We start from the raw sequence: 22,409 nt of genomic DNA on the forward strand, positions 1-22,409 counted from the left end.
CGAGCACCGCGCGTACCCCCCGCACGCGGCCCGGTCCCCTCGGGGCCGGGTCAGCTGCGTTCGGGCCGCTCCACCTGGACGGCGAGGCGCTGCGGCGCCTGGATGCAGTAGGAGTCGGTGAGCAGCTCGCCCACCTCGGTCCAGTCCGTGCGCTCGTCCAGCAGCATCCCGGCGCCGTCGCCCGACCAGCCCAGCACGAAGTAGGGGTCGCCGAGGTGCTGGAAGGCCATCACCTCGTCGGGCTCCGCGCGGAACGTGACCCGGAACAGCTGGTCCTCCCCGCCGAAGACGTGCGCCACGGTCGCCTTGCCGACGCGCCAGCGCACGCCGGTCCACGCCGCCTCCTCCTCGCACTCCGGGAAGGCGCCGAGCACCGCGCGCAGGCGCTCGATCATCGCGTCGGGGACGGCGGGGCGAGCCATGGCGGGAGCGTCCCACAGGGCTCCGACACCGGCCACCGATGAGTCCGCGCCCGTGCGGGGGTCGAAGGTGCGAGGCGGCCCCGACGGCGGGGCCCCGGACCCCGAGGAGCCCGCCATGGCGCTGCACATGAACCCCTACCTGATCTTCGACGGCCGCACCCGCGAGGCCCTCGAGCTCTACCACTCGATCCTCGGCGGCGACCTGCAGATCATGACGTTCGGCGACATGGGCTCCGAGGGCCCGGTCCCGCCCCCGGACGGCGTCATGCACGCCTTCCTCGGCACCGAGCACGGCTTCCGGCTGATGGCCTCCGACGGCGGTCCCGACGACCCGGTCGTGCACGGCACCGACTTCGCCGTCGCCCTCAACGGCGACGCCGCGGACGAGGAGCTGATGCGGGGCTGGTGGGAGAAGTTCGCCGCCGCGGGCACGATCGACGTCCCGCTGGAGAAGCAGATGTGGGGCGACTGGTTCGGCCAGGTCACCGACCCCTTCGGGATCGCGTGGATGTTCAACATCGCCGTCGCGCAGCAGCCCGGCGCCTGAGCGGGGCGGCGCCCGGGCCCGGAGGTCGCCCCAGGGCCGGTCAGAGCCGGCGCACCCCGGGCGCCTCGGCCCCGAAGAAGTCGCGCATGGTGCGCTCGACGACCCGGTCCGCCCACGCGTCGAGCCGGCGCTCGCCCCCGGGCAGGCGCCGGCCGACGCGGTAGCGCCACGTGTTGAGGACGAGGAGGTACGCGTGCGCCCACGGCGGGCGGCGCGGCAGACCGAGGTCGCGCATCGACTCGCGCCCGAGGAACGTCGTCAGCATGCTGAGCGTGCGCTCCTGCTTCCACCGCCCGTGCGGCAGGTCGCCGAGCATCGTGATGATGTCGCGCGAGAGCCGGGCGCCGGCGGGCGTCACACCGCCCTGGGCGAGCAGGACGTGGTAGTTGAGCCGGTGCCGCTCGCGCTCGCTCTCGACCAGCCACTGCTCGTCCACCCCGAGCAGCCAGCCGACGTAGCGCCACAGGTGCATCACGGCGCGGGCGTCCTCGCGTCCGACCGGGACGCCCAGCGCCCGGGCTCCGAGCAGCACGACCCCGTCGAAGAGCCCCAGGGTGCCCGCCTGGTCGGCCTGGTTGATCGGCAGGCCCCACCGGGCGGTGTCCCAGCGCTCGGCGAAGCCCGCGTTGACCAGCGCGTGCATCGCCCGCACGTGGACGGTGAGCCGCCAGGCCTCGCCCCAGGTCCCGTCGGCGTCGCGCTGCAGGCCGCCGGGCCGCGAGATCGCCGTGGTCCAGTGCTGCGTCTCGGCCAGCCGGCGGCGCGTGCTGTCCCCGGTCAGCCCGCCGGTGGCCACCAGCAGGTCCGGTGGTCCCCCGAAGCGGTAGCCGCCGATGAGGGAGAGCTGCAGCAGCACGTCACCGGCGTTCTGGCCGAGCCGCAGGTACGCCCGGCGCCCGCGCTCCAGCAGCTCGGGGTCCACCCAGTCCGGCGTCGCCTCGACCTCGGCGAAGAAGTCCGCGAGCGCCGGCGGCGGGTCCTCGACGGCGCCGATGCCCTCGGCCAGCGCCGTGCGGAACGCCGCCATCGGCACGCGGCCCGGCGACCCGGCGGGCAGCCGGATCGCCTCCGCGAGCCGGGCGCCCACCTCGTCGACCTGCCAGAGGCCGGCGCCGATCCGGGCCATCAGCTCCTCGTCGACCTCGCGCACCCCGGCGGCCAGGCGCAGCACCCGGCCGAGGCGACGTCCCCGCGCCTCGGCCGAGCGGAAGCGGCGGGGCGGGTCGGTGGGTACGTCGGTGGGCAGGTCGGGGGCGGTGGGCCGCTCCTGCGGGGCTGCGCTCATGGCACCGAGCATGAGACGAGCGATCACTCGCGTTCAAGTCGCGTTCGCCGATCCCTCCCCGCCCCGCCACCCCGGGCCGCAGGCCCGGCCGACGTACCGCTCGTTCGCGACCCGCTCGCGCGGCACGACCCGGAAACCTCCGGATGACGCCGACGGGGAGACGGCCCTAGCGTCGAGGCCGACGGTCCAGCAACGGCCGTCCGGACTCGGATCGGAGGTGCGCGATGGGCTTCGTCGGTGCAGACGTCGAGGAGCTCCGCGCCCTCGCGACCGAGCTGGAGAGCGGCGCCGGCGAGCTGCGCGATCTCGGGGCACAGCTCGCCGCGTCGATCCAGGCGGCCTCCAGCTGGCAGGGCGCCGACGCGGAGCGCTGCAAGAGCGAGTGGGGCGGCCTGGCGCAGACGCAGGTCGCCGACGTGGCCGCCGCGCTGGAGGACGCGGGTCGCATCGTCGAGCGCAACGCCGACGAGCAGGAGGGCATCAGCAGCGCCGACTCGGTGCGACCGGACGGGTACGGCTGGCTCGGCCTCGTGCCCGGCGGCGTCGCGACCGCCCGCGCCGTGCAGAAGCTCTGGGGCGCCGGCAAGGGTCTGCTCGGGCTCGGCGCGTTCTTCGACGCGCTGAAGCACCCGGCCCGCGGGTTCGGCGCCCTGAGCCGCTTCGAGAAGGTGCGCGACGCGATCGAGGCCGTGCTCGCCACCCGCAAGACCGGCATCCTCGGCATGCTGAGCCGGATCAGCGTGCCGCTGACGATGGTCACGGCGGGGTGGGAGGCGATCACCGGCACCGGCTACGAGGGCTGGCGCGACGTCGCCGGACGCGGCTTCGCCGCCGCGGGCGCCCTGGGAGCCGCGACGCTGGTGATCGGCGGCACCGCCCTCGCGGCGCCCGTCGCCACCGCGGCCGCCATCGGCGTCGCCGCCTACGGCGTGTGGAGCGCCGGCAACTTCGTCTACGACAACCGGGCCGCGATCGGCGACTTCGTCTCCCGCACCTACGAGGGCGCGCGGGGCTGGGTCTCCGAGCAGGGCACCCGCGCCCTCGACGCCGCGCGCGCCTGGGCGGCCGGCTTCCTCGGTGGCGCCCGCACGGCCGGGGCGGGTGCATGAGCGCCGCGACCACCGAGATCCCCGAGGCCACCGAGGCTCCCGGGGGCCCCGCCACCTACGTCGTCACCCTCACCGACGAGGAGCTCGCCGCGCTCGGCCACGCCGAGGGCGTCGCCGTGCTGCCGTACCTCGCCGACCTCGACGACACCGCCTCCGACCTGGTGCAGGCGACGGCGCTGCGCGGCCTGGTGGCCCGCGGCATCGTCTCGCCGCCCGAGGGCGGCGACCCGCGGCCCGAGGTGGCGGGCGACCGCGCGGAGGTCGACCTGCTGGTGCGCCAGGACGTGCTCTCGGTGCTCACCCTGCGCCGGGCCGCGCCCGTGGCGGTCGCGGTGGCCCGGGCGGGCGCCGCGACGCAGGACTTCTGGTACGCCCACGTGGTCGAGGAGTACGTGCTCCTCGAGGAGGTCACCCCCGACGGTCAGCACCGCTTCGCGCTCGCCCGCACGGCCTCGCTGGGCGGGCTCGTCGAGGCGGCGGTCCTGCACCCCGAGGCCGCAGCCGCGGCCGACGGGTCCGAGGCACCGGTGACCCTGCGGGTGCCCGCCGGGGCCGGGCAGGCCGCCGGGGACCTGGCCGTGGCCACGGCGCCGCCGGAGCTGATGGCGCGCCTGGGCGCGGCGTACCTGCGCAGCGACGTCGTCGTGGTCCGCCGCGACCGCGGCGAGCGGGCCGGCGAGCTGCTGGGCGTCTTCTCTGGCCCGACCGGCTGCTGGACCAGCACGGCCGTGGCCGGCTCGGGCACCGTCGAGGTCGTCGCCACCACCCCGGACGCGCTGCGCGCACGGCTCGGGTCCCTCACCGCGAGCGTCGAGACCGGAGGTCCCCGATGAGCTTCCACGGCATGGACACCGAGCAGGTCGCGGCGCTCGGGTCGCAGATGACGTCGCTGGCGGCGCGGCTGCGCGAGATCGAGGCGCGCTACACCCAGCGGCTCGACGCGGCGCCGTGGGTGGGCGCCGACCGGGAGCGCTTCGTGGGGCAGTGGAACGGGGGGTACGCCGTGGCCCTGCGCACCGCGGCCGAGGCGCTCGAGGCCGCCGGCGACGTCGCGGCCGCCAACGTGCGTGAGCAGGAGCGGATCAGCTCCTGACCGGAGGCGGTCAGCCCTCGACCTTGGCCTCCGCCTCGGGGGTGCGGGTGCCGGGACGCCCGAAGCGACGCACGCTGTAGACGATGAGGCCGAACGCGATCGCGCTCGAGACGATGAGCGTGATGCCGGTGCCGACGCCGCCGAGGAGCCAGAACGAGTCGCTGACCGGCCACCAGTCGGGCGCGGGCGGGCTGACGATCCACAGCACCCCGAGGCCGAGCAGCCACAGGGCGCCCAGGCACGACAGCACGAGGCGGAACCAGGTCTCGACGCCCTCCGCGGCCGTGCGCATCGCGGCCCGCTCGATCGGGGCGAGGCGGCGCTCGGCCCACTCGTACTGCTGCGAGAGCACCGCGAGACCGCCGAAGAGCATGAGCAGGCCGGGGCCGGGCAGGACAAGGGCGGCGATGCCCGCCACCACCAGGACCCAGCCCACGACCTCCAGGAAGATCCGCTTCGTCGCTCCTCGCACGGGCTCAGCCTGACAGATCGGTCCGCGTCACGGGAGCCTCTTCCTCGCTCACAGGGCGCCGGACTGCGACAGCGCGCCGTAGGCGTCGCCCGCCACGAAGAACCCGACGATCGCCAGCACCCACCAGATCGCGCCCTGCGTCTTCGTCGCCAGCCAGGCCGAGAACCGCGCGAGGGGCACCTCGACCCGGCCGGCGAGGGCCAGGCGGAGCACGAGCAGGAGGGCGGCCGGCAGCACCATCACGAGGGCGTACGCCACCACCACGCCGACCGCGCCCGCCACCGGGAGGTCCGCCGCGGTGATGATCCCGACCGCCGCGAGGAACGGCAGCATGCTCGCGACCTCGACGAGCGCGGCGCTGATCCCGACCGCGACCACCACGCGGTAGGAGGCGTGCTCGCCCACGATGCGCTCGGCCCAGGCCTGCGTGCGGCCCGACGGCGCGGGCGTACCCCGTCGGGCGCGGACGCGCTCGAGCACCTTGTCGCCGACGACGCCGGCGGCGAGCAGGGCGGCGCCGACGACGAGCTGGGCCCAGCGCAGCGGGGTGAGGTCGCCGGCGGAGCGGGCGATCTCGGTCAGCGCCGAGGCGCCGAGCACCAGCCCGACGCCGACCAGCGCGTAGAAGCCGCCCACCGTGGCGAGGTAGACCACGAAGCGGCGGGCGTCGACCCGGGGCGCGACGAGCAGGACGAGCGGGAGCACCAGCGTGCCGATGCTGGTGCTGTCCACGAGCGCGAGGCCCGCGAGCGCGAGCAGGGTGACGACCTCCACGACTCCAGCCTGCCCGGGCGTCGCGGCCCGGCGGCACCGCCGCGGGTCGGTGACGGCGCGTCTTCGGTAGGGGCAGGATGGCGCCCATGGACCAGGTGCTGGAGCTGCTCGTCCTCGGTGTGCTCGCCATCGCGGCGGCCGCGGTGGCGAGCCGGCGGGTGGGCGTCGCCTCCCCGCTGCTCCTGCTGGGGCTGGGCGCCGTGGTGGGCCTGCTGCCGTTCGTGCCGACGGTCGCGGTGCAGCCGGAGTGGATCCTGGCAGGCGTGCTGCCGCCGCTGCTGTACTCCGCGGCTGTCTCGATGCCCGCCATGGAGTTCCGCCGCGAGCTGCGGGCGATCAGTGGGATGTCGGTGGTGCTGGTCGTGGCCAGCGCGCTCGTCCTCGGCTGGTTCTTCACCCTGGTCGTGCCCGGTCTCAGCTTCGCGTGGGGCGTCGCGCTCGGCGCGATCATGAGCCCGACCGACGCCGTCGCCACCTCCATCGTCAAGCGCATCGGCGTCTCGCCCCGCGTCGTCGCGATCCTCGAGGGCGAGGGCCTGCTCAACGACGCGACCGCGCTGGTCCTGCTGCGGGCCGCGACCGTCGCGGCGGCGACCTCGTGGAGCGTCGGCGGCGTGGTGCGCGACTTCGTGGTCGCGGCGGTGCTCGCGGGCGCGGTGGGGTACGTCGTGGGTCGCGCCAACCTGTGGGTGCGCGCGCGTACGCCCGAGGCGGCCGTCGCGACCGCGGTCTCCCTGACGGTGCCGTTCGCCGCGTCGGTTCCGGCCGAGCGCCTCGAGGCCTCCGGCCTGGTGGCGGCGGTGGTGGCCGGCCTCGTGACGGGTCGCGGCGCGCCCCGGGTGCTGAGCCCGCAGGCGCGCCTGTCCGACGCGGAGGTGTGGCACACCGTCGAGCTGCTGCTCGAGGGCGCCGTGTTCCTGGTCATGGGGCTCGAGCTGTACGGCCTGCTCGTGGACCTGGACGAGGCCGACCACCGCCTGCTGCCCACCGTGCTGGTGGCGTTCGCCGCGCTCGCCATCGTGCTGGTGGTGCGGGCGGCGTACGTCGTGCCGCTCCTGCTCGCCGTGCACCGCCGAGCGGCGAGGGGGGCGGCCGTACGCCCGCGGGTCGACGCCCTGCGCGAGCTCACCGAGGACCCGGACCGCTTCGCCGCCGCCCTCACCGACCGGCCGCCGCCCCGCGGCCGGTTGCTGCGCTGGGCGGTGGAGAAGCGCCGCCGGCGGCTGCGGCTCGAGCCGGAGCACGTCGAGCAGTTCGGTACGCGGCTGCGCCGACGCCTCGCCGACATCGACCACCTCGTCGACGACCCGCTCGGGCCGCGCGAGGGCGCCGTCGTCGTGTGGGCCGGGATGCGTGGCGCCGTCACCCTCGCTGCCGCCCAGACGCTGCCGTCCGACACCCCGGAGCGGTCGCTGCTGGTGTTCCTGGCCTTCTGCGTCGCGGCGGGCTCGCTGGTCCTGCAGGGAGCGACCCTCGGCCTGCTCGTGCGCTGGGTGCGCCCGGCCGGCGTCGACACCGAGGCGCTGGCCCGCGAGCGGGCCCAGCTCGTGGAGGTGCTCCGGGCGACCGCCGAACGGGTACGCCGCGACGCCTCCGAGGAGGGTGTCCCGCTGCTCGTGGCCGTCATCGAGGCGCAGCGGGACGTGCTGCTCGACCTCGCCCGCGAGGGCACCTTCGCCACGGCGTCGCTGCGCGCGGCCATGGCCGTGCTCGACGCCGACCAGATCCGGCTCGAGCTGCGCGGCAAGCCGGTCGAGGACGCGTAGGGCCGCGCGCGCCCGACCTCGGCCGAGAAAACGCGGACCGACGACGGGAAAACGCGGACGCAGGACGCGTCCCGGGGCCGGATGGTCCGCGTTTTCTTCCGGCCGGTCCGCGTTTTCTTCTCCGTGGATCGCCCGGGCCATCGATGCACCACCACCCCGCGCTCGCACCGGTGCTCCTCCGGGTCCACGACCGGCGAACCGGCCCCGGACCCGTCACGCCCGGCCCCGCCCGGGAAAACGCGGACCGACGACGGGAGAACGCGGACGCAGGAGGCGTCCCGGGGCCGGATCGTCCGCGCTTTCTTCCGGCCGGTCCGCGTTTTCTTCGTCGCAGTCGCAGTCGCGGGCGCGGATCGTTCGACCCGGGCTACGAGTCCTCGGCCATCGCGACGCCGAGGCCGCCGAGCGGTGCGGTGAGCGCGCGCGCCCGGGTCGCCCGGTCGACGAGACCCCGCCGGGCGAGGGTGTCGACGGCGGCGGCGAGGTCGGCGCGTACGCCCTGCTGCACCGTCTCCGGCGCCTCCTCCGCCGCCGTCCGGGCGTGCTGCTCCGCCACCGGCGTGCCGGGCGGGTGCGGGTCCCGGGCGGCACGGAGTCCGACCACGAGCATGCGTGCGGCGACCACGACGAGGGCGACGACGCCGACGATCCCGATCGGGTCGCGCAGCTCCACACCCGCCGTCGGGGCGGCGAGGACGCCGACCAGGGCGAACGTCGCCGGCAGCAGGAGGAGGAACCCGACGATCTGGGCAGACCCGGGTCGCAACGCCGGCACGAGCGGTCGGTGGCGCCGGACCAGCCCGCGTACGCCGCGACCGCCCCCAGCGCCAGGCCCGCCCTGCCCGCCTCCGACGGGACGCCCGCCGGGGTGTCGGGCAGCAGCCACCCGACCGCCATCGCGGTCCCGAGGAGCACCGCGAGGATCGACCCGACGAAACCCAGGAGGCCGACGACCCCCCTCACCCACGACCCGGCCCGCTCCCGGACGATCTGGCCCCGCAGGCGCAACGGCGCCAGCATCACGACGTGCCGCAGCACGGTGCCGCGACGCTCCCACGCCGCCGCCTCGAGCAGCCACCAGTCGTCGGCCGACCACGTCTCGGCGGAGGCGGCGAGCCGTCGCGCCGGGCCGGCGTCGCTCACCGACCGGCGGCGAGGCGGTACTGCCGCACCGAGAGCGGCACGAACACCACGAGGATCAGACCGACCCACAGCAGCGTGTAGAGCGCCGGGTGCTGCATCGACCACGCGTCGCCGACCGGCACCCGCGGGTCGTAGTTGCCGAACAGCTCGCGGCACGCCTGGGTCAGCGTCGAGACCGGGTTCCACTCCACCAGCACGCGCAGCACGCCCGAGAAGCTCTCCAGCGGCACGAACGCGTTCGAGACGAACGTCAGCGGCATGATCACGATGAACGAGGCGTTGTTGATGACCTCGACCGACGGCACGAGCAGGCCGATCCACGCCATCACCCAGCTGATCGCGTAGGCGAACACCAGCAGCAGCGCGAAGCCCGCGATCGCGTCGAGCACGCCCTCGCGGATGCGCCAGCCGATCAGCAGACCGGTGATCGCCATGATCGCGAGCGACAGCACGTTGTAGACCACGTCGGAGGTGGTGCGCCCGATCAGCACCGCGGCCGGCGACATGGGCAGCGACCGGAAGCGGTCGATGATGCCCTTCTGCATGTCCTCGGCCAGGCCGGCGCCCGTGAAGGTCGCTCCGAACACGACCGTCTGGGCGAAGATCCCGCCGATGAGGAACTCGCGGTAGCCGACCCCGCCCTCCGGCCCGATCGCGCCCTCGAAGACGAACGCGAACAGCAGGATGAACATGATGGGGCTGACCAGCACGAAGACGAGCACCTCGGGCACCCGCTTGATCTTGATGAGGTTGCGCTTGGTGACGACCCAGCCGTCGCTGGCCGTGCGGGCGAGGCTGCTCATGCCTGCTCCTCGGAGGTGGCGGCCGCGTCGGCCTCGGCGGGCTGTCCGGTCAGCGTGAGGAACACGTCGTCGAGGGTCGGGCGTCGCAGGCCGACGTCGAGGAGCTCGATCCCCGCGGCCTCGAGGCCGTCGAGGGCGTGGCGCAGCGCCGGTACGCCGTCGCTCACCGCCGCGGTCAGCCCGCGGCCGCTGTCGTCGACCTGCACCTCGGTGCCGTCGATCGCGACCCCGGCGAGGATCCGGACGGCGGCGTCGCGGTCGTGCGCGTGCCGCAGCACGGCCTCGACCCGCTCGCCGCCGGTCTGCGCCTTGAGCTCGTCGGCCGTGCCGCGCGCGATGGCGTTGCCGTGGTCGATGACCACGATGTCGTCGGCGAGGCGGTCGGCCTCCTCCAGGTACTGCGTCGTCAGCAGCAGCGTGGAGCCCGAGGAGACGAGCTCGCGGATGACGTCCCACATCTCGAGGCGGCTGCGCGGGTCCAGGCCCGTGGTCGGCTCGTCGAGGATCAGCACCGGCGGGGAGGCGACCAGCGCGCCCGCCAGGTCGAGGCGGCGTCGCATGCCGCCGGAGTAGGTCTTCGACGGCCGGTCGCCCGCGTCGGCCAGGGAGAAGCGCTCCAGCAGCTCGCGGGCCCGCTCGCGCGACTTCGTCCGGCCCAGGCCGTAGAGCCGGCCCACCATCTCCAGGTTCTCGAACCCGGTCAGGTGCTCGTCCACCGCCGCGTACTGCCCCGAGAGACCGATCCGGTGGCGCACGCCGTCGGGATCGGCGAGCACGTCGACGCCCGCGACGTGCGCCGAGCCCTCGTCGGGTCGCAGCAGCGTGGCGAGGATCCGCACCGCGGTCGTCTTGCCGGCGCCGTTCGGGCCGAGCAGGCCCAGCACGGTGCCCTCGGGCACGCTCAGGTCGAGGCCGCGCAGGGCCTCGACCTTCCCGTACCGCTTCACCAGCCCGGTGGCGGTGATGATGTCGGTCATGGGGGTCCTCTCGGGAGGGGTCGACGGAGGCTATCGACTCCCACCGACAACCGGAATCATCGCTGCGCCCGGGAGGACCTGCATCACTCCAGCAGGAGGTCCAGTCCGGCCTGCGCGGGGCCAGGCACCCGCACCCCGAGGTCCACGACCTCGTCGTCCCACACCTGCACGCCGAGGTAGCGGGTCGTGTCGCCGGAGGAGACCAGGAAGGTCAGCGCCACGACGCCCGGCGACGACCCGCCCTTGAACGCGACTGCGTCCGCCCCGGCCGGCGGCTCGAGCCCGGGGTTGGTGGTGAGGATCCGCGCCAGCGGCGCGCCGGCGGGCGTGCTCCCCGCCTCGTGCAGCGCGACGTGCAGCCCGCAGGCCTGGGCGGGGGTGAGGAAGTACTCCACCCCGTCGGTCCAGCCGGGAGTGGTGACGGTCGCGGGGTCGAGACCCTCCAGGCCCGGCAGGGCGTCGAGGATCGCGCGCCGCTCCTCGGCGTCCGCCGCGGACCACTGCGCCCGCTGCTCGGGGGCGCCCCAGCCGAGCCGGAAGAGCTGGCGCGTGGTCGGCACCGGCACCAGGTCGTCGAGGCCGTGCTCGGTCGCCCACGCGTCGACGCGGTCCCCCAGCGCGGCCATCAGCAGGTCCGTGGCGGTGTTGTCGCTGATCGAGATCATCCCCAGCGCCGCCTCCTCGACCGTGACGACGGTGCCGTCGGGCCGGTCCTGCAGCTCCCCCGACGGCAGCGAGCGGACCTCGTCGGTCACGGTCAGCTCGTCGTCCCAGGCGAGGTCGCCGTCGGCGACGGCCTCGACGAGGGCGTTGAGCACGACGAGCTTGAAGACCGAGCCCGACGGTGCCGCCACCGGGTCCTCGGTGGCGTACGTCGGCTCGCACCGGCCGTCGACGACGTCGGCCACGAGCAGCTGCACGTGGTCGGCGTCCTCGGCGAGCAGGGCCTCGAGCTCGGCGTACGAGGCGACGTCCGGCACCACGGGCACCGGGGTGAACAGCAGCGTCGAGAGCAGCCCGTCGCCGTCGACCGCGACGACGAGCTGCAGCGGCGCTCCGGTCGCGGGCTCGAGGCGCACCTGCAGGCCCGTGCTGCCCTGCGGCACCACGGTGCCGACGGTGTACGGACCGCCGGCCCGCACCTGGGCCAGCGCCGGCGTCAGGACCTCCACCGTCAGCTGCTCGGCGACGGCCGGGCTGACACGCTCGGCGACCTCGTCCTCCGTGAGGTCCGCGGGGTCCCCGCCGTCCTCGGCCAGCAGGTCGAGGACCCACCGGACGTGGTCGCCGGCGGGACCGTCGGGGATCTCCGCCTCGCCCGAGGCCGCGGCATCGGTGGCCCCGGTCGCGGTGTCGGCGCCGCCGGGCTCGTCGCCGTCCCCCGGACCGGAGCAGCCCGCCACGACCAGGCAGGTCACGGCGAGCAGGGCGGTGACGGTCGGTCGCATGCGGTCCCCCGAGGATCGTGGTCGAACGGTCCCCGCACGCTACCGAGCGCCCGTCACGCCCAGGTGCCCACGGTCTCGCGCAGCGTCCGCGGCGCGCGGCCGAGCAGCGCGGCCAGGTCGTCGCCCGTGCCGGCGAGGTCGCCGTCAGCGATGTTGAGGTCGGCGGTCACGAGGAACCCGGCGGTGCCCTCGTCGAGCCCCGCGCCGAGGAGGACCTCGCGGTACGCGTCGGCGTCGAGCGCGGCGTACGTGACCTCGCGGCCCAGCACCTCGCCGAACGTGGCGGCCAGCTCGGCGTGCGTCCACGCGGTGGGGGCGACCAGCTCGTACGCCTTCTGCTCATGGCCCTCGGTGCTCGCCACGACGGCTGCGGCCTCGGCGAGCTCGGCGCGCTCCACGCTGGCCACGCGGCCGTCGGCGGCCGCGGCGGCGATCGCCCCGGTGGCCTGCGCCTGCGCGAACGCGGGGGCGTAGTTCTCGGTGTACCAGCCGTTGCGCAGGAACGTGCGCGGCAGCCCGCTGGCCTCGATCAGCGCCTCGGTCTCGCGGTGCTCCGGGGCGACCACCAGGTCCGTGTCGATGTTGGCGGTCGAGGTGTAGACGACCCGCGCGACGCCGGCAGCCACGGCGGCCTCGACCACGTTGCGGTGCTGGGCGGTACGCTGCCCGACCTCGCTGCTCGACACCAGGACGAGCACGTCGCCGGCGGAGAGCGCCGACCCCTCGGCCTGCACGTCCGTGTAGTCGAGCCGCGCGGTGCGCACGCCGCGCTCCGCGAGGTCGGCGATCCTCGCCGTGTCGCGCGCGGTCGCGACCACGTCGCCCGCGGGCACGCCGCGCTCCAGCAGCTTCTCCACGATCTGTCGGCCGAGCTGTCCGCTGGTGCCGGTCACCACGATCGCCATGTCAGGTCTCCTTCGTCAGGGTGCGTACGCCGCGTGCTCGCGGCGGTTCCGACGGGCTCAACCGGGCCGCGACCAGCACCCTTCCCGGAGTCGGGTACCGACTTTGAAGTAGGGTACCCACCTGCGAGTAAGGTGGACGACATGTCCACCGGTCTGCGCCTCGACGCGCTCGACACCGCGTGCCCCCACATGCGTCTGCTCTTCGAGCACGTCACCAGCAAGTGGGGCCTGCTCGTGCTCCTCGGCCTCGACGGGCGCACCCTGCGCTGGAGCGAGCTGAAGCGCGAGATCGTCGGCGTCAGCGAGAAGATGCTGATCCAGACGCTGCAGACCCTGGAGGCGGACGGGCTCGTGCTGCGCGAGGCTCGGCCCGTCGTTCCGCCGCACGTGGAGTACTCCCTCACCGACGCCGGCCGCGAGGCCGCCACGCTGCTGGCCCCGCTCGCGCTGTGGGCGCAGGACCGCGTGCAGGCGGCGGCGCCGAGCGCCTGAGGCAGCCCGGCCGGTCCGTGGAGGGGGTGTCCGTCAGCGGCGCAGCGTCGCGAGGAAGTCCGCGATCCGCTCGATGGCCTCGGTCAGCATGTCGACGTCGGGCAGCGTGACGAGCCGGAAGTGGTCGGGCTCGAACCAGTTGAAGCCCGTGCCGTGGGTGACCAGCAGCTTCTTCGCCCGCAGCAGCTCGATGACGAACTTCTCGTCGTCGTCGATGCCGAACATCTCGGTGTCGAGCTTGGGGAAGCAGTAGAGCGCGCCCATGGGCTCGACGCAGGAGACGCCGTCGATCTCGTTGAGCAGGCGCCAGGCGGTCTTGGACTGCTCGTAGAACCGGCCGCCGGGCACGATGTACTCGTTGATCGACTGGTAGCCGCCCAGCGCGGTCTGGATCGCGTGCTGCGCCGGCACGTTGGCGCACATGCGCATGTTGGACAGCAGGGTCAGGCCCTCGAGGAAGTCGCCGGCAAGGTGGCGCGGGCCGGAGATCATCACCCAGCCGGCGCGGTAGCCGCAGACCCGGTACGCCTTCGAGAGGCCGGAGAACGTCAGGCACAGGACGTCCTCGCCCGCGAACGTGGCGGTGTGGTGGTGCTGGACGCCGTCGAACAGGATCTTCTCGTAGATCTCGTCGCTCATCAGCACCAGGTCGTGGCGCCGGGCGATGTCGACGAGGCCCTTGACGGTCTCCTCGCTGTAGACCGCGCCGGTCGGGTTGTTCGGGTTGATCACCACGAGCGCCTGGGTGTTCGGGGTGATCTTGGACTCGATGTCCTCGAGGTCGGGGTTCCACCCGTTCTCCTCGTCGCAGCGGTAGTGCACGGGCGTACCGCCGCACAGCGAGACCGCCCCGGTCCACAGCGGGTAGTCGGGCGCCGGCACCAGCACCTCGTTGCCGTCGTCGAGGAACGCCTGGAGGACCAGCGAGATCATCTCGGAGACGCCGTTGCCGATGAAGACGTCGTCGACGGAGGTGTCCGTGAGGCCGCGGGACTGGTAGTACTGCGCGACCGCCGTGCGGGCCGAGTAGATGCCGCGCGAGTCCGAGTAGCCCTGCGCGTCCGGCAGGTGGTTCACCATGTCCGCGACGATGGACTGCGGCGCCTCGAAGCCGAACGGCGCCGGGTTCCCGATGTTGAGCTTGAGGATGCGGTGCCCCTCCGCCTCGAGCCGCTGCGCCTCGACGAGGATCGGGCCCCGCACGTCGTAGCGGACGTTCTGCAGCTTCTGGCTCTGGACGATCTCGCGCATGGCGGCAGTCTGGCAGCACGACCGGCCGCGGCGCGCGGGGGTTTTGCTCACGCCCCCCGGTCCGCGCGCGGCAGCCGCGCCTCCGGGCCCGGTCCGGGCTGGCACCGCGGGCACCACCAGGTACGCCGGTTGGCCGGGTCGCCGGGCGACTCCGCCACGACCCGCACCGTCGTGCCGCAGCGCGGGCAGGGCCGCCGCGCCCGCCCGGCGACCCAGTGGCTCTCGCCGCGCCGGCTGTTGCCGGTGGTGACCTGGTAGGCCCCCGGCACCTGGACCGAGTGCCGCAGCGCCGTCGCCGCCCGCTCCACCAGCCGGGGCACGTCCACCTCGCCGACCGGCGTCCACGGGCTGCGGCCGAGGAGGAACGCGAGCTCGTTGACCCACAGGTTGCCCAGACCGGCCAGGTTGGTCTGGTCGAGCAGGGCCGAGACCAGCGGGGTGGTCGGGCGGGCCAGGAGGCGCCGCACGGCCTCGTCGGGGTCCCAGTCCTCGCGCAGCGGGTCGGGGCCGAGGTGGCCCACCAGCGTGTGCTCCTCGGCGGTCGGCACCAGCTCCAGGTCGTGCAGCAGGACCCCCCAGGCCGTCGGCCCCTCGGTCGTGCGCAGCACCACCCGGACGTCCGGCATCAGCCGCGACGGCAGACGCCGCCCGGCACGGGTGACGGTCCAGCTGCCGTCCATCCGCAGGTGGGAGTGCAGCGTGGCGTCGCCGCTGAAGCGGGTCAGCAGGTGCTTGCCGTGGGTGGCGTGCTCGAGGATCGTGCGTCCGCCCAGGTCGCGGGTGGCCAGACGCGGCACCCGCAGGTCGGCGGCGGCGAGCGTACGCCCGCGCAGCGAGCGGTCGAGCCGCAGCGCGAGCAGCCGGACGCTGTCTCCCTCGGGCACGTCGGCGACGCTAGCCGAGGCAGCCGAGCGGCCGGCTCACCCCGGCACGTGCCCGCTCACACCGCCTTGCTCGCCGCCACCGCCAGACGGTCGACGAAGTCGTTCATCGCGTGCCCCGAGTGGCCCTTGACCCAGCGGAACGCGACGTCGCCGCGCTCGACGTACAGCTCCACGAACGGCTCCCACAGGTCGCGGTTGGCGACCGGCTTGCGGGCCGAGTTGGTCCAGCCGCGCTCGAGCCAGCCCTGCCACCACCGGTCGCGGAAGCAGTTGACGACGTAGGTCGAGTCGCTGACGACGACCAGCGGCCCCGGGTTGGCGCGTACGGCCTCGAGTGCAGCGCGGATCTCCATCCGCTGGTTGGTCGACGCGCGCTCGCCGCCGGAGGCGTACGCCTGCTCGTCGCGCGCCCACGCCCACCCGCCCGGTCCGGGATTGCCGGCGCAGGCGCCGTCGGTGAAGACCTCGACCGCCCCCTCCGGGGCGGCCATGTCGGCCGGGCGCGGGCGCCGGGCCCGGGTGGCGCCGGTGGTGCGGGTGGTGCGGGCGGGGGTGCGTCGGGCGGTGGGCATCCGCGCATCCTCCCCGATCCGCGGAACATCGGCGGCACCGCCTCGGTTGCACCCTCCATGAGCACCGTGGACCTGGCCGGCGCCGACTTCGAGCGCACCGTGACCGAGAACGAGCTCGTCCTCGTGGACTTCTGGGCGTCCTGGTGCGGCCCGTGCCGCCAGTTCGCGCCCGTCTACGACCAGGCGTCGACCCAGCACGAGGACGTCGTCTTCGCGAAGGTCGACACCGAGGCCGAGCAGCAGCTCGCGGGCGCTGCGCAGATCACGTCGATCCCGACGCTGATGGCGTTCAAGAAGGGCCACCTCGTCTACCGCGAGGCCGGCGCCCTGCCCCCGCAGGGCCTCGAGCAGCTGATCACCGCGCTGAAGGAGCTCGACGTCGACGCCGCGATCGCCGCGCAGAAGGCCGCCGAGGACGGGGACGGGAACGGCGCGCCCGCCTGACCCCCACCTCCCCCACCGCTTCTCCACCCGGGTCGTCGGGAGGTGTCGCCGGTGGGTCAGCGGGCGGCGAGGAGCTCGCACACCCGCGGGGCGACCTCGGTGCCGTACAGCTCGATCGCGTGCATCAGCTGGCCGTGCGGCATCGGGCCGTTGGAGTACTTGAGGTCGAAGCGCTGCACGTCGAGCTTGGCCACGGTGTCCGCGATCTTGCGGGCCACGGTCTCCGGCGAGCCGACGTAGAGCGAGCCGACCTCGACCTCGGCGTCGAACTGCTCGCGCGTCGCGGGACCCCAGCCGCGCTCGGCGCCGATCCGGTCGCGGTTGGCCTTGAAGTGCGGGAACAGCAGCTCGCGCGCCTCCTCGTCGGTGTCGGCGACGAAGCCCGGCGAGTGCACGCCGACGGGCAGCGGCTCGGAGCCGAACTCCTTCAGCGCCCGGTGGTAGAGGTCGACGAACGGGGCGAAGCGGGCGGGCTCGCCGCCGATCACGGCGAGCATCAGCGGGAAGCGGTAGTGCGCGGCGCGCACCACCGACTCGGGCGACCCGCCGACGCCGATCCAGGTCGGGATCCGGCCGGCGGCCGTGGTGGGGAAGACCCGTGCCCGGTCCAGCGGTCCGCGGACGCTGCCCTGCCAGCTGACCTCGCCCTCGCCCTGCAGGGCGGCCCACAGGTCGAGCTTCTCGCTGAACAGCTGCTCGTAGTCGGCCAGGTCGAGGCCGAAGAGCGGGAACGACTCCGTGAAGGAGCCGCGTCCCAGCGTGACCTCGGCGCGGCCGGGCGCGATGGCGTCGAGGGTGGCGAAGCGCTCGTAGACGCGCACCGGGTCGTCGCTGCTCAGCACGGTCACGGCGGTGCCCAGCAGGATCCGTTCCGTGCGGGCCGCGACGGCCGCGAGCACGACGTCGGGAGCGGAGACCGCGTAGTCGTCGCGGTGGTGCTCGCCGATGCCGATCGCGTCGACGCCGACCCGGTCGGCGAGCACGGCCTGCTCGACCACGTCACGGATCACCTGGGCGTGCGGGACGGGGCTGCCGTCGGCGTCGACGGTGACGTCGCCGAAGGTGTCGAGACCGAGCTGGACGGTGGTCGGGGCAGTCATGTCGGACCTTCCTGGCAGGTGCTGGTTGACCGTTCAACCACGCCGAGATCGGGAGTGTTCCACGACCCCGCAGTGTGGCACCATTGCGCCCGACGCAGCCGCGGTCGCGCCTGCGCACCTCGTGCCACCACCCTCCCTGACTCGTGGATCCCCGGAGACGCCCATGTCCAGCAACGACGCGCGCATCCGCACCGGCGACGACGCCGTGCGGGAGTACGTGGCGCTCGACCGCGCGCTGACGCGGCTCGAGGTGGTCGACCCCGCCCAGTCGGCGGGTCTGCGACTGCAGCTGAACCGGGCACGGAAGGCGTACCTGCGCGCGGGCGACCGCGGCCTGGAGACCTACCTCGACCTCCTGACGCTGCTCGGCACCGCCTGCGCCAGCGCCCTGCAGGACGACCCCGGCGTCCCGGGTGGCTCCGGCCCCCGCCCCGCCGTCGACGACGCGCCCGCCGCGGCGCACTGACGCCGGCGCCACGGACGCGGCGGGAGCACGCGACGTGGACGAGGCACGGGCCGCCGGCCAACGCACCCTCGACGACCTCGCCGTCGGGTTCCTCGTCCGCCCCGGCGTCGACCGCCGGCGCATGTTCGGCAGCGACGCACTGGCCGTCGACGGCCGCATCTTCGGCTTCGTCGTGCCCGGCGGCTCCCTCGTGGTGAAGGTGCCGGCCCGGCGGGTCGACGAGCTGCTGGCGCTGCCGGGCGCCGAGCGGATGCAGATCGGTCGCAACCCCGCGCGCGAGTGGGTCGCGGTCCCCGAGGCGACGGGGCTCTGGGAGCAGCTGCTCGAAGAGTCGTACGCCTTCGTCCGCGGCGCCTGACCACCCCACCGCAAATGTGAGCAGTGCTCTTGCTTTGTCGCGCCTCCGCACGCATGCTGTCCTCGCCAATAGAGAGCGCTGCTCACATTTCGGAGGACCCCCCATGAACCGCACCCGTCTCGCCCTCGTCGCCGCAGCGGCCGCGCTGCTGGCGTACCCCGTCCTGCGTGGCTACGGCGTCGAGGACGGCCGCGCCGCCGCGGAGCTGTACGCCCGCCCCGCCTGGCTGTGGGCGCACGTCGCCGGGATGGCCGGCTTCGCGCTCGTCGCCGCGGCGCTGGCGGACCTCGACCGCTGGGCGCACCGCGTCGCCGTGGTCGGGGTCGCGCTGCTGCTGCCCTACTACGGCGCGGAGGCGTACGGCCTGCACGCCGTCGGGCGCCGCGTGCTCGAGACCGGCGACGACGCCGTGCTCGCGCAGGGCAGCGGGGCGGCGGACCTGTTCCGCTACGAGCCCGTCGCCATGACCCTCTTCGCGCTCGGGTGGCTCGCCCTCGCGGTGGTGGCCGGTCGCCTGGCGCTGCGGTCGGCCCGCGGGCGCACCGGTCGCCTCGCCCGGGCCGGGTACGCCCTCACCGCGCTCGCCCTGGCCACCTACCTGCCGCAGTTCTTCCTGCCCGCGGGCGGTCGCGTCGCGCACGGTGCGCTCGCCGCGGGCGGCCTGGTGCTGCTGGCCGTCGGTCTCCGTGAGACGGGTCAGGCCCGGGCCGTGCGACGGGCCAGCGGCACCGCGAGCAGCAGCAGGACGGCCGGCAGCGCGAACGCCGCCGCCAGGCCCGTGCCCTCGGCGAGCAGCCCGAGCGAGGCCGCGCCGAGCACCACGCCGGCGTAGTTGAACAGGTTGACCCGCGCCACGACGGCGTCGCTGCGGTCCGGGTCGAGCGCGCCGGCGGCGCCGAAGGCGATCGGCACGAGCGTGCCGGCCGCGACCCCCGCCGCCGCGAAGCCGACGACGGCGCCGGCGATGGTGCCGCTGGCGGCGACGACCGCGCAGCCGACGACACCGGTGGCCAGGCCTCCCAGCGCGACCGGGCCGCGGCCCCAGCGGCGCACGAGCCGGTCGGTGAGCAACCGCGAGGTGAGCACGGCGGCCTGGTAGGCGGCGTACCCCAGCGGCGCGATCCCCGCCGCGGCGCCGAGGGTGTCGTCGATCAGCACCGTGCTCCAGGTCGAGACCGCCGAGTCGACGACGAACGCGACCAGCACCAGGGCGCCGATCGCGACGGTGCCCGCGGGCATCCGCACGCGGGTCCCGGCCCCGGGCGTGCCCGGGACCACCGCCGGGACCACCGCCGGCGTCGCGACCCCGGGCGTCCGGTCGGCCCGCGCGAACGACAGGCCGCGCACCAGCAGACCGAGACCGAGCAGGCCGACCCCGGCCTGCACGAGGGCGGCGAGCAGCGGGGAGAGCAGCGGGTAGGCCCCCACCGCGCCCACTCCGGCCGTCGCGAGGGCGCCGACGATCGCGGCCGCGGTGTAGCCCGCGTAGAAGCGGCCGAGCAGCGGGGTGCCGCCGAGCCGCTCGAGGAGGACGCCCTGCATGTTCGTGGCGGCGTCCACGGCTCCGAGACCGACGGCGTACACGACCGTCGCGGCGAGGAAGACGCCGAGACCCGGTGCGGTGGCCGCCACCGCCAGCGCCGCCGCCTGCACGAGCAGGCCCGCCGCCAGCGCCCGGTCGCTGCCTCGACGCCGCGCCACGACCCCGGCCAGCACGGAGCCCAGAGCGGCGGCGACGCACACCGCGACCAGGAGCCCCGAGATGAACGCGTCGTCGACGTCGTGGCGGTCCTTGAGCGCGGGCAGGCAGGTGACGACGGTGGCGTACCCCAGCCCCTGCGCCGCGTACGCCGCGGCGACCGCACCCCGAGTGCCTCGATCCATGCACGCATGATGGACCCCGTGAGCGCCCTGACCTGGACCGACCTGCCGACGACCCCCGCCCTGGAGCGTCCCGACCTGCTCGCGGCGCCGGTCGCGGCCGCCGTCGCGGGCCTCGCGGACCCCGCCGCGGCGCGGGTCGTCGAGATCGACCCCGACCTGGCGGACACCGCGGCGATGACGCAGGCCTACGGCGCGCCGCTGGAGGCGAGCTTCAACTGCGTCGTCGTCGCCGGTCGCCGCGACGGCGAGGAGCGGATCGCCGCCTGCGTGGTGCGCGCCGACACCCGCGCCGACGTCAACGGCCTGGTCAAGCGCACGCTGGACGTGCGCAAGTGCTCCTTCCTCCCCACCGACCGCGCGGTCGCGGAGTCGGGCATGGAGCACGGCGGCATCACGCCCCTCGGCCTGCCGGCCGGCTGGCGGGTGCTGGTCGACGCGCGCGTGCGCGAGGCCGACGTCGTGATCCTGGGCTCGGGCGTGCGCCGCTCCAAGCTGCTGGTCCCCGGGGCCGTCCTCGCCGCCGCGCCGGGCGTAGAGGTCGTCGAGGGCCTGGGACGCTGAAGGACCGGGGTCGCCGAGACGTCAGCGGCGGCCCACGTCGTAGATCGACAGCTGGATCCCGTTGGAGTAGGCGGCGCTCTCGGTCAGCGTCAGCAGCGTCTTCCCGGCGCCGTCGGCGAACAGCCGCTTCCCGCCGCCCAGCAGCACCGGGAACGTCAGCAGCGTGAGCCGGTCGACGAGGCCCGCGGCGAGCAGCCCCTGGGCGAGGGTGGGGCTGCCGTGGACGTGGATCTCGCCGCCCTCGGTCTGCTTCAGCTCGGCGACCTCGTCGAGCCCGCGCAGCACGTGCGTGTTGTTCCACTCCGGGTCCCTCAGCGTGGAGGACACCACGTACTTCGGCATCGCGTTGTACTCCGCGAACTCCTCCATGGTCGGCCACACGGGCGCGAACTCGTCGTAGCTGCGGCGACCGAGCAGGAGCGCGGTGGCGGCCTCCTGCTCGCGGCCCTTCACCTCGTAGGCCTCCGGCACGAACTCGACGTCCTCGAACGTCCACCCGGCGTGCGGGTGCTCCCCGCCGCCGGGGGAGTCCACGACGCCGTCGAGGCTGATGAACTGGGTGACGACGATCTCTCGCACGGGGTCTCCTCCTGGTGCCCGGTGGCCCGGGGCCGGCCGCGTGGTGCGGTGACGGCGAGTCTGACCGGTGCCACCGACGGAACTCATCGCAGGGCGTAGGTTCGACCCCGTGCTCGAGCTGACCTTCACCGGCGAGGTGGTCGAGTGGCGGGGCCCGGCGCCCCACCACTTCGTCGCGGTGCCCGAGGACCTGGCCGCCGAGATCGCCGAGATCGCCTCGGCGGTGACCTACGGCTGGGGCTGCATCCCCGCCACCGTGCGGATGGGCGCCACCTCCGTCACCACCTCGATCTTCCCGAAGGACGGCGGCTACCTCGTGCCGCTCAAGGTCGCGCTGCGGCGCCCGGAGGGCGTGGGGCTCGGCGACGTCGTCACCCTGACCGTGGAGATCGCGGAGCCGTGAGCACCGCGCGTACCCCCCGCCAGGTGGCGCGGGCCGAGACCCTGCGCCGGATCCGCGTCCTCGCGCTGGCCCAGCTCGCCGAGAGCGGCGCCAGCGAGCTGTCCCTGCGGGCGATCGCGCGCGAGCTGGGGATGGTCTCGAGCGCGATCTACCGCTACTACGCGAGCCGCGACGAGCTGCTCACCGCGCTGATCGTCGAGGCGTACGCCGACGCCGCGGCCGCCGTGGAGGCCGCCGGGAGCACCGGTTCCCCCCGCGAGCGCTGGCTCGCGGGGGCCGCGGCGCTGCGGGCGTGGGCGCGGGCGGAGCCGCACCGGTTCGCGCTGGTCTACGGCTCCGCGGTGCCCGGCTACCGCGCCCCGGCCGACACCGTCGAGCCCGCCGGGCGGGTCGTGCGGGCCTTCGCGGCACCCGTCGTCGCGGCCTCCCCGCAGCTCGCGGCCGCCGCGCCCGGGATCGCGACGCCGCTCGCCGGCGAGCTCGCCGCGGCCGACGAGGCGTTGGCGCTGGACCTCGACCCCGCCGTGACGCTGTGGCTCGTCGGCGCCTTCGCCCGCGTGGTCGGGCTGCTGACGCTCGAGCTCAACGGGCACTTCGTCGGCGCGTTCGAGCCCGCCGACGCCCTCTTCGCCGCCACCCTCGACCGCGAGGCCGCCGCCCTCGACTGGTGA

At 74.8% G+C, this 22,409-nt stretch carries 27 protein-coding genes; 12 read left to right on the plus strand and 15 right to left on the minus strand.

What is annotated here, in order from left to right:
* Positions 1 to 50: 50 nt before the first annotated feature.
* Entirely contained in the window at positions 51 to 422 is a 372-nt protein-coding gene (locus RDV89_RS07405) for an MmcQ/YjbR family DNA-binding protein (protein ID WP_315732322.1), read from the minus strand.
* A 115-nt stretch (positions 423 to 537) separates the two neighbouring features.
* Here RDV89_RS07405 and RDV89_RS07410 point away from each other — a divergent pair, with 115 nt between their 5' ends.
* Positions 538 to 969 carry a VOC family protein gene (locus tag RDV89_RS07410; RefSeq protein WP_315732323.1) on the plus strand — a complete coding sequence of 144 codons (432 nt, stop codon included), beginning with the start codon at positions 538 to 540 and terminating at the stop codon, positions 967 to 969.
* Between the two features lie 40 nt (positions 970 to 1,009).
* Here RDV89_RS07410 and RDV89_RS07415 read toward each other — a convergent pair whose 3' ends face one another.
* Complete coding sequence (locus RDV89_RS07415) at positions 1,010 to 2,254, minus strand: oxygenase MpaB family protein (protein ID WP_315732324.1); 1,245 nt, start codon at positions 2,252 to 2,254, stop codon at positions 1,010 to 1,012.
* A 224-nt stretch (positions 2,255 to 2,478) separates the two neighbouring features.
* Here RDV89_RS07415 and RDV89_RS07420 point away from each other — a divergent pair, with 224 nt between their 5' ends.
* Genes RDV89_RS07420 through RDV89_RS07430 form a run of 3 tightly spaced genes read left to right on the plus strand, consistent with a single transcriptional unit; the run spans position 2,479 to position 4,456 of the window.
* Complete coding sequence (locus RDV89_RS07420; protein WP_315732325.1) at positions 2,479 to 3,363, plus strand: WXG100 family type VII secretion target; 885 nt, start codon at positions 2,479 to 2,481, stop codon at positions 3,361 to 3,363.
* Entirely contained in the window at positions 3,360 to 4,196 is an 837-nt protein-coding gene (locus tag RDV89_RS07425) for a hypothetical protein (RefSeq protein WP_315732326.1), read from the plus strand. Before RDV89_RS07420 ends, RDV89_RS07425 begins: the two co-directional genes overlap by 4 nt.
* Positions 4,193 to 4,456: a hypothetical protein gene (locus RDV89_RS07430; RefSeq protein WP_315732327.1), complete on the plus strand. Its 264-nt coding sequence runs from the start codon at positions 4,193 to 4,195 to the stop codon at positions 4,454 to 4,456. Before RDV89_RS07425 ends, RDV89_RS07430 begins: the two co-directional genes overlap by 4 nt.
* A gap of 10 nt (positions 4,457 to 4,466) precedes the next feature.
* On the opposite strand, the gene RDV89_RS07435 is transcribed toward RDV89_RS07430, so the two are convergent.
* Together RDV89_RS07435 and RDV89_RS07440 are read right to left on the minus strand one after the other, a co-directional pair.
* Positions 4,467 to 4,928, minus strand: coding sequence for a PGPGW domain-containing protein (locus RDV89_RS07435; protein WP_315732328.1), 462 nt, complete (start codon positions 4,926 to 4,928; stop codon positions 4,467 to 4,469).
* A 48-nt stretch (positions 4,929 to 4,976) separates the two neighbouring features.
* Positions 4,977 to 5,702 (minus strand): GAP family protein, encoded by a 726-nt coding sequence (locus tag RDV89_RS07440; RefSeq protein WP_315732329.1) that lies wholly within the window; start codon positions 5,700 to 5,702, stop codon positions 4,977 to 4,979.
* An 86-nt stretch (positions 5,703 to 5,788) separates the two neighbouring features.
* On the opposite strand from RDV89_RS07440, the gene RDV89_RS07445 reads away from it, so the two are divergent.
* Positions 5,789 to 7,468 (plus strand): cation:proton antiporter, encoded by a 1,680-nt coding sequence (locus tag RDV89_RS07445; RefSeq protein WP_315732330.1) that lies wholly within the window; start codon positions 5,789 to 5,791, stop codon positions 7,466 to 7,468.
* 367 nt (positions 7,469 to 7,835) lie between these two features.
* Here RDV89_RS07445 and RDV89_RS07450 read toward each other — a convergent pair whose 3' ends face one another.
* The 5 genes from RDV89_RS07450 to RDV89_RS07470 all read right to left on the minus strand — a co-directional run bounded on the left by RDV89_RS07450 (position 7,836) and on the right by RDV89_RS07470 (position 12,744).
* Positions 7,836 to 8,234 carry a hypothetical protein gene (locus RDV89_RS07450; protein WP_315732331.1) on the minus strand — a complete coding sequence of 133 codons (399 nt, stop codon included), beginning with the start codon at positions 8,232 to 8,234 and terminating at the stop codon, positions 7,836 to 7,838.
* A gap of 373 nt (positions 8,235 to 8,607) precedes the next feature.
* Positions 8,608 to 9,414: an ABC transporter permease gene (locus RDV89_RS07455; protein ID WP_315732332.1), complete on the minus strand. Its 807-nt coding sequence runs from the start codon at positions 9,412 to 9,414 to the stop codon at positions 8,608 to 8,610.
* Positions 9,411 to 10,391: an ATP-binding cassette domain-containing protein gene (locus RDV89_RS07460; protein WP_315732333.1), complete on the minus strand. Its 981-nt coding sequence runs from the start codon at positions 10,389 to 10,391 to the stop codon at positions 9,411 to 9,413. The genes RDV89_RS07455 and RDV89_RS07460 overlap by 4 nt, the downstream gene beginning before the upstream one ends.
* Before the next feature lie 83 nt (positions 10,392 to 10,474).
* A complete protein-coding gene (locus RDV89_RS07465; protein WP_315732334.1) occupies positions 10,475 to 11,839 on the minus strand; it encodes a serine hydrolase in 1,365 nt (454 codons plus the stop codon).
* Between the two features lie 53 nt (positions 11,840 to 11,892).
* Entirely contained in the window at positions 11,893 to 12,744 is an 852-nt protein-coding gene (locus RDV89_RS07470; RefSeq protein ID WP_315732335.1) for an NmrA family NAD(P)-binding protein, read from the minus strand.
* A 141-nt stretch (positions 12,745 to 12,885) separates the two neighbouring features.
* Between RDV89_RS07470 and RDV89_RS07475 the strand changes: the two genes are divergently transcribed.
* A complete protein-coding gene (locus RDV89_RS07475) occupies positions 12,886 to 13,236 on the plus strand; it encodes a winged helix-turn-helix transcriptional regulator (RefSeq protein ID WP_315732336.1) in 351 nt (116 codons plus the stop codon).
* Between the two features lie 33 nt (positions 13,237 to 13,269).
* Here the strand turns inward: RDV89_RS07475 and RDV89_RS07480 are convergent, their stop codons facing one another.
* Genes RDV89_RS07480 through RDV89_RS07490 form a run of 3 tightly spaced genes read right to left on the minus strand, consistent with a single transcriptional unit; the run spans position 13,270 to position 15,943 of the window.
* Positions 13,270 to 14,487: a pyridoxal phosphate-dependent aminotransferase gene (locus RDV89_RS07480; protein WP_315732337.1), complete on the minus strand. Its 1,218-nt coding sequence runs from the start codon at positions 14,485 to 14,487 to the stop codon at positions 13,270 to 13,272.
* 47 nt (positions 14,488 to 14,534) lie between these two features.
* Positions 14,535 to 15,371, minus strand: coding sequence for a DNA-formamidopyrimidine glycosylase family protein (locus tag RDV89_RS07485; protein WP_315732338.1), 837 nt, complete (start codon positions 15,369 to 15,371; stop codon positions 14,535 to 14,537).
* A gap of 56 nt (positions 15,372 to 15,427) precedes the next feature.
* Positions 15,428 to 15,943, minus strand: a complete 516-nt coding sequence (locus RDV89_RS07490) for a ribonuclease H family protein (RefSeq protein ID WP_315732339.1) — start codon at positions 15,941 to 15,943, stop codon at positions 15,428 to 15,430.
* A 57-nt stretch (positions 15,944 to 16,000) separates the two neighbouring features.
* Between RDV89_RS07490 and trxA the strand changes: the two genes are divergently transcribed.
* Entirely contained in the window at positions 16,001 to 16,387 is a 387-nt protein-coding gene (gene trxA / locus RDV89_RS07495) for a thioredoxin (RefSeq protein WP_315732340.1), read from the plus strand.
* Positions 16,388 to 16,443: 56 nt separating this feature from the next.
* Here trxA and RDV89_RS07500 read toward each other — a convergent pair whose 3' ends face one another.
* The gene (locus RDV89_RS07500) at positions 16,444 to 17,487 is read right to left on the minus strand and encodes an LLM class flavin-dependent oxidoreductase (RefSeq protein WP_315732341.1); all 1,044 of its coding nucleotides are present in this window, start codon (positions 17,485 to 17,487) and stop codon (positions 16,444 to 16,446) included.
* Positions 17,488 to 17,650: 163 nt separating this feature from the next.
* On the opposite strand from RDV89_RS07500, the gene RDV89_RS07505 reads away from it, so the two are divergent.
* Entirely contained in the window at positions 17,651 to 17,953 is a 303-nt protein-coding gene (locus RDV89_RS07505) for a hypothetical protein (RefSeq protein WP_315732342.1), read from the plus strand.
* A gap of 34 nt (positions 17,954 to 17,987) precedes the next feature.
* Positions 17,988 to 18,311 carry a TfoX/Sxy family protein gene (locus RDV89_RS07510; protein ID WP_315732343.1) on the plus strand — a complete coding sequence of 108 codons (324 nt, stop codon included), beginning with the start codon at positions 17,988 to 17,990 and terminating at the stop codon, positions 18,309 to 18,311.
* A 696-nt stretch (positions 18,312 to 19,007) separates the two neighbouring features.
* On the opposite strand, the gene RDV89_RS07515 is transcribed toward RDV89_RS07510, so the two are convergent.
* Complete coding sequence (locus RDV89_RS07515; protein WP_315732344.1) at positions 19,008 to 20,195, minus strand: MFS transporter; 1,188 nt, start codon at positions 20,193 to 20,195, stop codon at positions 19,008 to 19,010.
* Between the two features lie 9 nt (positions 20,196 to 20,204).
* Here RDV89_RS07515 and RDV89_RS07520 point away from each other — a divergent pair, with 9 nt between their 5' ends.
* A complete protein-coding gene (locus tag RDV89_RS07520; protein WP_315732705.1) occupies positions 20,205 to 20,756 on the plus strand; it encodes a YbaK/EbsC family protein in 552 nt (183 codons plus the stop codon).
* Positions 20,757 to 20,777: 21 nt separating this feature from the next.
* Here the strand turns inward: RDV89_RS07520 and RDV89_RS07525 are convergent, their stop codons facing one another.
* Entirely contained in the window at positions 20,778 to 21,335 is a 558-nt protein-coding gene (locus tag RDV89_RS07525; protein WP_315732345.1) for a dihydrofolate reductase family protein, read from the minus strand.
* Positions 21,336 to 21,444: 109 nt separating this feature from the next.
* Here RDV89_RS07525 and RDV89_RS07530 point away from each other — a divergent pair, with 109 nt between their 5' ends.
* Both RDV89_RS07530 and RDV89_RS07535 read left to right on the plus strand, forming a co-directional pair.
* Positions 21,445 to 21,738, plus strand: a complete 294-nt coding sequence (locus RDV89_RS07530; protein WP_315732346.1) for a DUF1905 domain-containing protein — start codon at positions 21,445 to 21,447, stop codon at positions 21,736 to 21,738.
* The gene (locus RDV89_RS07535; protein WP_315732347.1) at positions 21,735 to 22,409 is read left to right on the plus strand and encodes a TetR/AcrR family transcriptional regulator; all 675 of its coding nucleotides are present in this window, start codon (positions 21,735 to 21,737) and stop codon (positions 22,407 to 22,409) included. Before RDV89_RS07530 ends, RDV89_RS07535 begins: the two co-directional genes overlap by 4 nt.

It is taken from the genome of Nocardioides imazamoxiresistens (genome assembly GCF_032378595.1).
Classification (GTDB): domain Bacteria; phylum Actinomycetota; class Actinomycetes; order Propionibacteriales; family Nocardioidaceae; genus Nocardioides; species Nocardioides imazamoxiresistens.